Below are 12970 nucleotides of genomic sequence, written 5' to 3' on the forward strand. Positions count from 1 at the left end.
GCAGTTGGGTAAGCGGCAGCGGCGGCCGGCTCAAGGCAGTCTAGCCTGAGCCGCGGCCACCTCGTCATCGATCTGTGCATGCAACGTGGCGACCTTGCCGGCCAGCGCAGCGCCCGCAGCGGCCTGGCCTGCCAGTGCAGCCTGCCGCCAGGCCGGCAGCAGGACGTCATGGATGCGCGCGAAGCGATGCAGCAGCATGCTGTCCTGGTCCTGCAGCAGCTGCCATTGGCCGGCTTCCAGACGGCGCAGCGAGGCCAGCCGGCGAAGATGGTCCAGCCGTTGCGACAGCGCGGCCTGGCCGGCGATATCCAGCGGTGGCAGCGGCGACGCCGCCAGCTCGGCCCAGGCCTCCAGTGCCGTGGCTGCCTCTGAATGCTCGATGATGGCCCTGGCCCGCAGCTGCATGTGCTGCTGCAGGTGCTGGGCCTGCTCGCGCGCCTGCAGGGCCAGCACGCCCAGCTGCGACTGCAGCGCCCGCCCTTCTGCCTCGCGAGCGACATCGCGCCCCAGCAATCGGCCCCACCAACTTTCCTGCTGCCGGATCTGCGCCGGGTTGGCGGCCTGCAGGGCCAGCGCGATGCGTGCCAGCGCGGAGACCAGGCCCTCGCCCGCACCCGGCGGCACGGTTGTTTCGCGCCGTGCCAGCGCCTCCAGCAACGGCGCACCATAGTCGGCCAGCACGGCGACATCGACCGTGTCCGGCAACCTCGGTGACGGCAGTGGCGCCTGCGTGGTCACGGCAGCGGCGGCGGCTTCGGCGTGGATGACGGAGTGGCATCACCGTCTTCCGGCGGCAGTGACTCGCCGTAGAAGTGGCGCATCAGGGCCTCATCCAGTGCCCGCTCCTCCGGCGTCGCGGCACGGCGCACGCGCGCACGCTGCGCCACCACGGCACCCGGTGCGCCACGCTCGACCTGCTGCCGCGCCCAGCCGGCGAACGCGGCCAGGGTCTGCGACACCTGTACCTGCTGCGCCTGCGACGCCGCCAGCAGTTCCACCAGCGGCGCCAGGCCCGCCTGCAGGTCGTCGGCCAGGACCGTGGCCGGCACGCTGGGGGCTGCCGCGGCCGGCACCGGCACCGGCGCGGCGGCGGGACGTGTTTCGGAAAGGCGATGCAAGGCCTCCAGCAACGCCGGCCACGGCGCCGGGTCCGCAACGGCGATCGCTTCCGGTGCCGGCGGTGGCAGCTGCAGGGCGGTGGCGATATCGGCCAACTGCGCAACCACGCGCCCGCCGACATCGCCGTCGTCGGCACCCATGGCCTTGTTGCGCAGGAAGTCGCGCTTGATCTGTGCCCAGCGCTGAGCCTGCGTGTCATCCAGTACGCCGCGCAGTTCGGCCAGCTTCAACAGGTTCTCTTCGGCGCCGGTGGTCAGCAGCTGTGCCTCGCCCAGGTAGTGGTCGGAGATCAGCTGCTGCAGCTCGTCCTCGTTCATCACCGGCGAGATCTTCTCGGCCAGCTTGTTCATGTTGCGGTAGCTGCCCTGCAGGCGGAACGGCGGCTCGGTGCGGTAGCGGTCGTCCTGTGCGGCACTGGCGATGTACTGCTGATTGACCCGGTAGACCACGTCGCGCACGCGCAGCATGCGCTGCAGGGTGGCGGTGATCTCGTTGATCTCCGCGCTGCTGTAGGCGTGGCTGAGCCCGTTGGTCGAGACCTCCTTGCCCATCGCGCGGTCGACCAGCACGTACAGGTCAGCCATGTCGCGCGTGGCCAGCGGCGCCAGCACCGGATTGGAGGTCAGGCTGTTCTCGATGTAGCTGAGGGTGAAGGCTGCCTCCATGCCACCGAGCACATCACCGAGGTTGTAGATGTCAGCACGGTTGGCCAGCATGTCCGGGATCTTGAACACCTCGCCGGACTCGGTATACGGGTTGCCGGCCATCACCACGCAGAACTTCTTGCCGCGCATGTCGTACGTACGGGTGCGACCGCGCCACACGCCCTCGATACGACGGGTGCCATCGCACAGCGAGATGAACTTCTGCAGGAACTCGGGATGGGTGTGCTGGATGTCATCCACATACAGCATGGTGTTGTTGCCCATCTCCAGCGCCAGATTGAGCTTCTCCAGCTCCTGCCGCGAGGTCGCGTCCGGTGCCTGGGCCGGGTCCAGCGAGCGCACCTCATGCCCCAGCGCCGGGCCGTTGATCTTCATGAAGACCAGGCCCAGGCGGTGCGCCACGTATTCCATCAACGTGGTCTTGCCGTAGCCCGGGGGCGAAATCATCATCAGCAGGCCCATCAGGTCGCTGCGCTTGTTCTCGCCGACCGTGCCCATCTGCTTGGCCAGGTTGTCACCGATCACGCCCAGGTAGACATCGTTGATCAGCTTGTTGCGCACGAACGAGGACAGCGGCCGCGCCTTGAACTCGGAAAGCCGCAGGGTCTCGCGCTCGCGCCCGATGATGCCCTGGCGCAGCGCCTGGTAGGCATGGAACGCCGGCACGAAATGGCGCAGGTGCTGCTTCAGGCGTGCCAGGAAGTCATCCAGCGACACCACCAGCGTGCCATTGCTGATGCGCGCGTGCTCGCCCAGCAGGCCGCCGACCTCCGACTGCAATGCGGCGTCGCTGGCGCGGCTGCGCAGCTGCCGCTGCACCAGCAGCAACGCCGCGGCTTCATCGACATAACCGGCATGCGTGGCATGCGCCGGCATCCGCGCCAGCGCACGCAGCCACTGCCCGGCCAGCGCCCAGCGCGCGGCCAGCGGGTCCTGGCTACGCTGCAGCGCGCGTTCGACCGCCTCGCGCTGCCCGGCCTGTTCCAGCTGCTGCGCCAGTGCCTCCAGCAACGCCACCGCGTGGCGGCTGCTGCTGAACACCGGATCGCCCGCCGCCAGTTCTTCGCCCAGATAGGCGGCCGCGGCCTCCGCGGCATCGGCATCGAACGGCAACGCGTGGGACTGCGCATACGCCAGCAGCGCCTCGGCCATTTCCGCACGCAATGCCAGGCGCCCTTCGTCGGACCCCAGCAGGCGTGCCAGCGCCTCGGCGCCCACCTGCCGCGCCGACCATTGCGCCACCGCCTCGCGGCGCTGCTCCCCTGCCCAGAACAGCAGCGCCAGCGCACGCACCCGTGGTGCATGGCGCAGGCTGCCCGCGGCCTGCTGCAAGGGCAGCAACGCACGCAGGATCAGCGCGGCATCATGGTCATGGATGCCACGCTCGTAGCCTTCGCGGTAGCGCGGCGCGGCGAACGCACGCACGCGCTGGTCCAGCGCATCGGGATTGGCAACGTCCTGCTGCAGCATGGCCAGATCGAGGCCGTCGCGTCCCTCCTGCGCAGCCATCAGCAGGCTGCCGGCCAGGTACTCGCCGCGATACAGCGTGGGAGATTCGGAGTCCAGCGTGACCGGCCAGAACGGCTTCAGCGCATCCAGCTCCGGATCGTGCAGGGTCTCCAGGAAGTCGGTGCCGGTCAGATGGATGGCCAGCGTATCGCCACGCGGCAACAGGGTCAGGTCCAGTGCCTGGGTGTTGACGCTGAAGCGATGGCGCGGCCCCAGCCGCACCACGTTGCCGCCGGCTTCGTACAGGTCACTGCGGTCGCGCAGCTGGCGCACCGCCTGGTCACGCACGCCCTTCAGCCGCGCCTCGATGTCGTCGGCCTTGACGTTGTCGTGCAGCGTGCGCAGGCGCTCGGCCAGCTCACGCAGCTTGAGGATCAGCGGATCGCCGGCGAAGAAGGCGTTGAGTTCATCGGCGGTGGCGAAGCGCTCGGTGCGCTTGGCCAGGCCGTCGAGGATGCGGTTGGCCGCGTCCAGGACCGAACGCGCCTTGCGCTGGCGGTCATCCAGCAATGCCTGCTTGTGCGTTTCGAAGGCTTCCACCAGCTCTTCGCGCTTGCTCAGGATGTCGCCGAGGAACTGCTCGTGCTCGCCGAACTGGCTCTCCAGTTCCTCCAGCTGCACCAGCAGGCGCGACAGCTGCTCGTCGGCGCGTTCGGGATCGGTGGCCAGGGCCAGCGCGCTGGTGATCGACTGCGAGAACAGCGCGAACTGTGCGGCGAACTGCGCCACGGCCTCGGCCGAACCGAGCGACCTGCGGCGCTGATCAGCGCGCGCACGGGCCTGGTTGAGGCGGCCGTACAGCACCGAAATGGACTCGACCACGCGGGTGCGCGCAGTGGCATCGTCCACCTTCAGGCCGGCCATCAGCTCGGACAGCATGTCCAGGTCGGCCGCCATCCCGCGCAGCCCCTCCAGCTGCTCATCCAGCAGGCGTGCACTCTGCGCCTGCTGGGCCGCTTCATCCAACGCCTGCAGGCGCGTGGTCAGCGGCACCAGCGCGGCATCACCGGCGAGGAACTCACCCGTGGCGGCGCCGACATGGTCCTGCGCCTCCATCAGTTCGGCCGTCATCGTCTCGATGCGCGCGGTGTCGATGTAGCGCAGCTCGCGGATGGTCAGCAGCCGCCCACGCAATGCGGTGATCGCATTGAGCGCCTCGACGAAGGCCTGCACCTCGTTCCAGTTCTGCGGCTGCAGCCGGCCCAGCAGCGCCTTGTGCGCGGCCTCTGCTTCGACCATCGCCTGCGCCGACTGCTGGCGGATCGACTGCACCTTCTCGTATTCGTCCAGCACCGATTCGCCGGTGGCGCTGATCTGCCGCAGCAGGGCCTCGGCGCCATCGCAGGCCTCGTCGCCCAGCCAGTGGTGTGCATCGAACAGGCGCCGGGTATCGGCCACCAGTCGCTGATAGCGCTGTACCGACACGTCCTGGCCTTCAATCTCGCGCGCCAGGTTGAACAGGTTGGAGATACCGCGCACCAGCTCGGCGTTGCCGATGCGGCCCATGAAGGTGTTGCCGGGCGGTCGGCTGGCGGCAAACTCGTCACTGCTGAACGGCGTCTGCCAGACCTGCATCGGATGGATGCGGGTCGGTTCGCTGCCCTCGGCATGGAACAGCACCATGCGCCCGTCCTGCATCAGGGCGTAGCCATGGCCGAACACCGGGTTCTGCAGCACGCGCTGGATGGTGTTGTAGACGAACAGTGCCGAGCGCCCACCTTCGCGCTCGTAGAAGATGTACAGCACATCCTCGCCGTTCGGCGAACGGATGCTGCGCTTGAACTGCATGCCGGCCATCGAGGCGTCGAACGCCTTGTGCTCGCCGCCCTGCAGGTAATAGCCGCCCGGGAAGATCACGCCGTGGTCTTCGGGCAGCTGCACGCAGGCCTGTACGATCGCATCGTTGCGCACGATGGCGCCGGTCAGCGTGTTGTAGATCAGGCCACGCCACTCCGTCTCGCGGTACGGCAGCACCTTCAGCAGCACCAGCGAACCGACCCGGGCGAATTCGAACTGGGCGTCGTCCAGCGACTGCGTGCTGTCCTCGACCGGCTCGCTGTAGATGCCCTGCCCGGTCTCGGTATTGTTCTCGACCTTGATGGTGAGGTCGCCGCCGGTGGTCTCCACGAACAAGGTATCGAGGATGTTCAGGTGTGAATGGCGGCCATTGACCGCCAGGTCGCGGGTCGCCTTGGTCCATTCGAAGTCGAACGGCGGCGGCAGGGCAATATCGCGCTCACCGCGCGCATCCAGGTAGGTCAGTTCGCCATCGCGCGACAGCGCCCAGCGGAACACGCGCACGTCGCTGCTGCGCTCGCCGATCTGGAACGAGGCCAGCAGCTTGTCACCCACCACGATCAGCTGCAGCAGGCGTGCGTGCTTGTAGTAGGCGTACAGCTCATTGAAGTCGTGCACGAAGCCGGGCTGGTCGAGGAAGCTGCCCTTCAGCTCGAGCGCGGCCACGTCGTAGCCGTCGTTGCCCTGCACCAGCCGGTACAGGCCGAACACGTCCTCGATGCGGGTCTGGGTTTTCAGCCCGATGAACACGTTGTAGCCGAACAGCAGGCGGTGCGGCCCGACCTGCACGATGTCACGGCCGACGCAGTTGTTCTCGCTGCGGATGCGGAAACGCCCGGCCACTTCCAGGCGGCTGTCGCCGAACTCGGCCAGGCGCTGGCGGTTGAGCGTCTCGGCCAGGCCCTGCAGGCGCTGGCCCTGCTCGGCCAGGCGGCGGCGCAGGACTTCGTAGGCGCCGCCCTGGGCAACGGCCTGGTCGACGGTATTGCCGCCGGCCTCCGGTGCGGTGGATTCGGCGGACGGATGGGTATCAGACATCAGCAGGCTTCCGGCTCACGGGCGGACGGCCGCGGTTGCGGCCGGCGCGGGCGGGCGATGGCCGCAGCAGCCATCGCCCGATGCATCAACGGGCGCTGTCGACCACGGTGGCCGACACGGTCGGCACCGCTTCGGCATCCTCGGCGATCTGGCGCGGTGCCGGTTCGGCCACGGCCACGCCCAGGTAGCGCTGCATCAGCTCCTGCACGATCGGGCTCTTGCCGGCAAAGCCTTCGATCGACTTGCCCAGCGACACCGCCTTGACCAGGTTCTCGAACATGCCGCCGTCGCCACCGACCAGGTCGATGTCGGCGTTGCGCAGCGCGCTGGCGATGACATTGGCGTTCTCGCGCGAGACTTCCTTGCCGGCTTCGATCGAGGCAAGCGCCTGCTTCAGGCTGTTGTCCAGCATCATGCGGAACTCTTCGTGGCCACGTGCCTGGTCGCTCAGCGAGGCGATGGCTTCGAACTTGCGCACCAGGCCCTCGGCCTCGGCCAGCAGCTTCTTCTGCACCACGCCGGCTTCGGCGTTGCCCAGCGACTCGGTGGCGGTGGCACGGGCCAGGCCCATCTTCTCCTCACCCTGCGCCTGCGCCTGCAGGGTCTCGGCCAGCACGCGGGCTTCGTTGCTGCCCTGCTTCAGGCTGGCTTCGGCCTTGGCTTCGATCACGCGCGCTTCGGCGATGCCAACCTTCTCGATGGCCAGCGCCGAGGCTTCACGCACCTGCGCCTCGGCCAGGCCAGGAGCGGCCTGTTCGGCACGGTAGGCGTCGGCCAGCAGGCGCTTGGCTTCGGCCTGCTTGCCGGCCGCTTCGTGCTCGGCCTGGGCCAGCGTGGTCAGTTCCACCGCACGATGCTTGGAGGCGGTTTCGCGCGCCTGCGCTTCCTTCACTTCGCGCACCAGCGATTCCTGCGCCTTGGCTTCGGCTTCCAGGATCAGCACCTGCTTCTGGCGGTCGGCCTCGGAGACCTCGCGCACTTCCTTGATGCGCTCTTCTTCCTGCGCCACGGTCTTGTCGATGGAGATGCGTTCGCGGGTGATGTTGGCCACGTCCATCTTGCCCTGCTCGACCACCTTGTCGCGCTCCACGCCCTGCAGCTGCACTTCACGGTCAGTGGTGACCTGCTCCAGCTGGCGTGCGCGCTCCACGCGCTCGGCTTCGATGGCCACGGCACGCTGGCGGTTCTGCTCGGCCACTTCCACTTCGCGCAGGCGGTTCTGGTCGCGGATCTCGATCAGCTGCTGCGCTTCGATGCGGGCATTCTCGGACAGCTGGCGCTGTTCTTCCTGCACCTTGGCGGTCTCGGCCTCCTCGCGCGCGCGGATGGTCTCGATCTCGCGCTTCTGGCGTGCTTCGGCTTCGGCCTGCTGGCGTTCCAGCGCCAGCAGCGCTTCACGCGCTTCCACGTTCTTCTTGGTGATGGCGAGCTTCTCGTTCTGCTCCAGCTCGTTGGTCACCACGTTCTGCGCGGCGGTCAGCTCGGTGATCTTGCGGATGCCCTGGGCGTCGAGGATGTTGAACTGGTCCAGCAGCGACTTTGGGGTCTGCTCCAGGTAATCGATCGCCACGTCTTCCAGCACATAACCGTTGAGATCGTTGCCGATCACCGCGATGATCTCGTCGCGGAATTCCTGGCGCTTCTCGAACAGTTCGGTGAAGTCGAACTTCTTGCCGACCGTCTTCAGCGCTTCGGAGAACTTGGCGTTGAACAGCTCATCGACGGCATGCTTGTCCGATGCACGGTCGGCACCGATGGCCTTGGCCACGCGCAGCACGTCGGCCTGGGTCTCGTTCACCCGCAGGTAGAAGGCCACGGCGATGTCGGCACGCATGTTGTCGCGGCAGATCAGGCCTTCCTTGCCGCGGCGGTCGATCTGCAGGGTGATCAGGCTGATCCGCATCAGCTCGGCGCGGTACAGCACCGGGATGATCAGCGCACCGGTGAAGTGCACCTTGGGCGTGGAGCTCATGTCGTTGACGATCAGGGCCACGCCCTGGTCGACCTTGCGGTAGAAGGCCTTGAACAGGCCGGCCACGCCCAGCAGCAGGACGAGCAGGCCGCCGGCGACGGCCAGGATCGGTAAGAGGGACGCCAACGTCATTGATGATTCTCCTTGTTGCCCGGAAGCAGGTTGTCCTGGAAATCGAGGGCGATCGCATCAGCGCGGACCACCCGGTAATAGTGTTGCTCTGCCATGTGCTCGACCAGCACGATGCGCTCGCCACGCTGCAGTTCGATGTCGCTGCGGATCTGCAGCACCAGCCCGGCGCCGCCATCATCGACAGTGGCATGACCACTGCGTGCGTCCACCTTCGGCGATGCGACCACGCCGATCCGGCCCAGCAGCGATGCCTGCGGCACCGGACGCAGGCGCAGCAGGAAGCGCCGGACCGGGCGCAGGATCAGCGCGGTGATGGGTACCGCAGGCAGCGGTGCCAGTACCGCCACGAGCGTACCCAGGCCCCAGCGCAGCAGGTCCGGCAGCGGCAGCAGTACGAACAGATGGATGAAATAGGTGATGAGCCAGCCGAACAGGCCCAGCAGGGTGACCACCACCATGATCGGGACGCCGCCCAGGCCCCAGCGCGCCAGCATGGCCGACAGGCCACTGAGGTCGGTCCCCGCCTCGAGCGCGCCATCGGCGCCGAGATCGCCGAAACCGTCATCGACCAGGCCGAACGCGGCAACCGCCCAATACATCACCGACACCATCAGCAGAATGCTGTACGGCAGCGTCGGGTAACCGAGTACGACGGTGAGAAACTCCTGCATCGCTTGCCTTCCTGGGCTATGGGCGGCGGCCGCCCGTTCGGGGCGCGCCGAGCGCGTCCCGTCGATCCCCGCGCCAGCTCTCATGGCAGGCGCGCTTGGGACCATCCTATGTGAAGAATGCGTGCAGGCTCAAATCGGGGTGCTGATCAGAGTAAATAGTGACGCGAATCACTCGAGAACCGTGCAATCGGCGCGGCGCACTTCCTCGACGAAGGTACGCATCTTGTAGCCGTCCTTGATGCCCGGCTCCAGTTCGATGCCGCTGGAGACATCCACGCCCCACGGCAGGGTGGCCAGCACCGCGTCGTAGACGTTTTCCGGGTTCAGGCCACCGGCCAGCAGGAACGGGCGATGCAGGCCGGTCGGGATCCGGCCCCAGTCGAAGGCCACGCCGGTGCCGCCACCGCCGCCCGGCGCATGGCTGTCGAACAGGAAGCCAGCGGCGCTGGGATAGCGCAGCTGCAGGGTGCGGGCGTTGATCTCTTCACGCCCGCCCATCGCGATCGCCTTCAGGTACGGCATGTTGAAGCTGCGGCAGAAGCTCTCGTCTTCCTCGCCGTGGAACTGCAGCAGGGTCGGTCGCACCGTGCGCAGCACCTCGCGCACCTCTTCCTTGCTGTTGTTGCGGAACAGCGCCACCACGTCGACCATGGGTGCGATCGCCTGGCGCATCGCGCGTGCCTCGGCCGGGGCGACCCGGCGGCTGCTTTCACGGGCGAAGATGAAACCCACCGCGTCCACACCCAGTTCACCGGCCAGGCGGACGTCGCCGGCCCGGGTCATGCCACAGAACTTGATGCGCGTGCGGTAGTAGGAGCGGCTCATAGCGTGACCTCGGCGGGCAGATGCCAGTTGTCGGGGTACAGGGGCCCAAGGAACACCAGGCCCTGCGGCGGTGCGGTGGGACCGGCTACGGTGCGATCGCGCCCGGCCAGCAGTTCGGCGATCCATTCCACCGGTTTTTCGCCGCTGCCCACCAGGATCAGCGATCCGACGATATTGCGGACCATGTGATGAAGGAATGCATTGCCCTGCACGGCGACCTCGATCACCTCGCCCTGGCGGCTGACCTGCAGCGACTGCAGTTCACGCCGTGCATGCAGCGCCTGGCACTGCACCGAGCGGAACGCACTGAAGTCGTTCTCGCCGAGCAGGGCCTGGCCGGCGGCATGCATCAGGGTCTCGTCCAGCGCCCGGCGCTCCCAGCTGAGGGTCTGCCGCTGCAGCGCCGGCCGCACTTCGCGGTTGAGCAGGCGGTAGCGGTAGCGGCGCGCACGCGCCGAGAAGCGGGCGTGGAAATCGTCGGCCACTGGTACGCACCAGCGCACTGCGATCGAGCGCGGCAGGCGGGTGGTGGTGCCCAGCATCCAGGCGCGCGGATCTCGCACCACGTCGGTGTCGAAATGCACGACCTGGCACTGGCCGTGCACGCCAGCATCGGTGCGGCCGGCACAGACCACCTGCAGCGGCGTATCGGCCACCGACGACAGGGCCTGCTCAAGGCTGGCCTGCACGCTGGGGCCACCCTCGCCCAGGTTCTGCCAGCCCCTGAAATCGCTGCCGTCGTACTCGACGCCAAGCGCGTAACGCATGTGCTACCTCGATGTTGCGGGAGGGGCGGCGCTCAGGCCGGATCGCGTTCGGACCAGACCGCCAGTTCGTTGCCACCGGGCTCGACGAACTGGAAACGGCTACCGCCGGGGAAGGAAAACACCGGCCGCACGATCTCGCCGCCGGCGTCGCGCACCGCCGCCTCGATCGGCGCCAGCTGGTCAGCGTACAGCACCAGCAGCGGTGCACCGGCATCGCTGGCACGCTGTGGCTGGCCACGGAAGAAGCCCCCCTGCAGGCGACCGTCGTCGAACGCGGTGTAGTCGCTGCCGTAGTCGACGAACGACCAGCCGAACGCCTTCTCGAAGAAGGCGCGGCTGGCCGCGGGATCCGTGGAGGCGAATTCAACGTAGTCGATGCGGCGCTCGCGGCTCATGGCGGGGTCCTTGTCGGCGGGGTCGGTCACGGCAGGCGGGCCAGCAGTTCGCGGGCCTGGGCCTGGCAGTGCAGGTCGCCGCCCTCGGCCACTTCCTGCAACAACGTACGTGCGGTCTGGGCATCGCCCAGGTCGAGGTAGGCGATGGCCAGTTCCAGGCGCTCCTGCCCGGCGCGCGGCGCCCAGCCGGCATCGCTGGCCGGTGCCGCGGTGCCTTCTTCATGCGCGGCCTCGGCCAGCGCGTCGTGCGGCACCGCGCTTGAATCCCCGCTGTCATGGTGTTCGGCCGGCAGGTCGAACACGCCGCGGAACTGCGGCTGCTGTTCGGCGTGCAGTGCGTAGTCAGGCACTGCCACCTCGTCAGGCGTCGCCTGCGCGACCGGCTCATCCTGCACGGCAGCGGACGGCGCGGGATCGTCCTGCGTGGCCACCGGCTCGTCCCAGCGTGGCAGGTCGGTCACGGCCTCGGGCAGCTCCACCACTTCATCATCGCGCAGCGTCTGCGCCTGCCAGTCAGCCTGGGCGGCGACGTCGGCGACCGGTTCGGCAACCACATCATCCCGCACTTCGGTTTCGGTCGCCCAGGCCGGCATCGCCGGCTCCTGGCGCCCCCCCTCGGGTACTACCGACGACCACGAGGACTGCTCGGCCAGCGTATCCAGCGCCGCGCCCGCCGGTACCGCAGCGGCCAGGCCGGCGGCATCGCCTTCTTCGCGCAGCGGCGGCAGCGGCGACGGCTTGCGACGACGCAGCAGCCAGGCGGCACCGGCCGCCAGCAGCAGCACCGGCAGCCCCAGCCAGTACCACGGCGTTGCCGCATCGCGGGCATCCGGTGCCTGCGCCAGGCGCTGCTGCGCGGCGGCCAGGTCGTTGTCCTTCATCGCGATCAGCGACTGCTGCTGTTCCTTGAGTTTTTCCAGGTCGGCCACGCGCTGCTTCAGCTCGCCGATCTCGGCATCGCGGGTCGCGATGTCCTCGCGTGCCTGGCGCAGTTGTTCGTTGCCCAGCATGTCACCCTCGCTGCCGGCTCCGGTGCCGGTGGTTGTGCCCGCGTGCGCGGCGTCGGAGGCCAGCGCAGGAGCGATTTCAAGTCGTGCCCCATTGGCCGCAGCCGGGGAAGAAGCGTTCGTGGTTGCCGCCTTGGCGACCGGGGCGACGGTGCCCGCCGGTTGCGGCACGGTGCGCGCCTGCCGCCACTGTGCAGCGTGTTCACGCACCAGCGCTGCGGCCTCGGCGGCATCGACCGCCGCCAGTGCATCGCTGCCGGGCATGCGCAGTACGGCCCCCTGCTTGAGCAGGTTGACGTTGCCCCGGATGAACGCCTCCGGGTTGGCCCGCAGCAGCGCAATCATTGCGCGGTCTCGGCTGACCTGGTTGCCGCGGGCCACCGCGCTGGCGATCTGCGACAGGGTCTGCCCACGCTGGACGGTGACGCTGCCATCGGCTGCCGGCGTGGCAGCGGGTGCAGCCACTGCACGAGGACGTGCCTGAGCGGGTGCCGGCGCTGCCACGGTGGACGGTGCAGGCGCGCTTGCGCTCTCCGCAGCGGCGGGTGCCGGCGCAGCGTCACGGACGATGGTGTTGGAGAGGGTGCCCGCCGGTGCGACGATTTCCGGCTCGGCCACCGCCAGTGCGCTGGAGGGCGCGTCGACCAGTGCCGAGTACTCGCGCACCAGGCGGCCCTGACCCCAGTCGGCCTCGATCAGGAAGCTCAGCGACGGGGTCTCGACCGGCGTCTGCGAGGTCACCCGCACTACCGCCCTGCCCTGCGCATTGCGGGTCAGTTCGAACTGCAGCTCGCTGACCAGCCCAGTCGGCCGCTGCAGGCCCACGCGCTCGAAGGTGACCGGTGAAGCCAGCGCGACGCGCAGGTTCTCCAGCTCGGACGGATCGGCCGAGACCACCGGGATTTCGGCCAGCAGGGGCTGGCCCGGCTTGGACAGGACACGGATGTCACCCAAGCCCAGCGCAAGCGCCGAACTGCTGGCCAGGGCCAGCAGCGCGGTGGAAAGATAGAGGAGCGGGCGCTTTGCGCCCCTGGCCCGTTTATTCATGGGCGACACTATAAAGCGTGCGGACC

The 12970-nt window shown here is 68.4% G+C and carries 8 protein-coding genes; all 8 read right to left on the reverse strand.

Annotated elements, in window-relative coordinates; all coding sequences use genetic code 11:
• Positions 1-30 precede the first annotated feature (30 nt).
• The 8 genes from EGM71_RS14555 to EGM71_RS14590 all read right to left on the reverse strand — a co-directional run bounded on the left by EGM71_RS14555 (position 31) and on the right by EGM71_RS14590 (position 12944).
• Positions 31-738, reverse strand: a complete 708-nt coding sequence (locus EGM71_RS14555; RefSeq protein ID WP_188485471.1) for a hypothetical protein — start codon at positions 736-738, stop codon at positions 31-33.
• Positions 735-6128, reverse strand: coding sequence for a DNA repair ATPase (locus EGM71_RS14560; RefSeq protein ID WP_188485472.1), 5394 nt, complete (start codon positions 6126-6128; stop codon positions 735-737). The genes EGM71_RS14555 and EGM71_RS14560 overlap by 4 nt, the downstream gene beginning before the upstream one ends.
• 85 nt (positions 6129-6213) lie before the next feature.
• Complete coding sequence (locus EGM71_RS14565; RefSeq protein WP_049445572.1) at positions 6214-8232, reverse strand: hypothetical protein; 2019 nt, start codon at positions 8230-8232, stop codon at positions 6214-6216.
• Entirely contained in the window at positions 8229-8903 is a 675-nt protein-coding gene (locus EGM71_RS14570) for a DUF1449 family protein (protein WP_188485473.1), read from the reverse strand. The genes EGM71_RS14565 and EGM71_RS14570 overlap by 4 nt, the downstream gene beginning before the upstream one ends.
• A 168-nt stretch (positions 8904-9071) precedes the next feature.
• A complete protein-coding gene (locus EGM71_RS14575) occupies positions 9072-9728 on the reverse strand; it encodes a phosphoribosylanthranilate isomerase (RefSeq protein ID WP_014037969.1) in 657 nt (218 codons plus the stop codon).
• Positions 9725-10495: a tRNA pseudouridine(38-40) synthase TruA gene (truA, locus tag EGM71_RS14580; RefSeq protein WP_188485474.1), complete on the reverse strand. Its 771-nt coding sequence runs from the start codon at positions 10493-10495 to the stop codon at positions 9725-9727. The genes EGM71_RS14575 and truA overlap by 4 nt, the downstream gene beginning before the upstream one ends.
• Positions 10496-10527: 32 nt before the next feature.
• Complete coding sequence (locus tag EGM71_RS14585) at positions 10528-10890, reverse strand: VOC family protein (RefSeq protein WP_088435900.1); 363 nt, start codon at positions 10888-10890, stop codon at positions 10528-10530.
• Positions 10891-10916: 26 nt separating this feature from the next.
• On the reverse strand, positions 10917-12944 hold the full coding sequence (locus tag EGM71_RS14590; RefSeq protein WP_188485475.1) for a FimV/HubP family polar landmark protein: 2028 nt from the start codon (positions 12942-12944) through the stop codon (positions 10917-10919).
• Positions 12945-12970: the final 26 nt, after the last annotated feature.

Source organism: Stenotrophomonas maltophilia (assembly GCF_006970445.1).
Classification (GTDB): Bacteria; Pseudomonadota; Gammaproteobacteria; order Xanthomonadales; family Xanthomonadaceae; genus Stenotrophomonas; species Stenotrophomonas maltophilia_AU.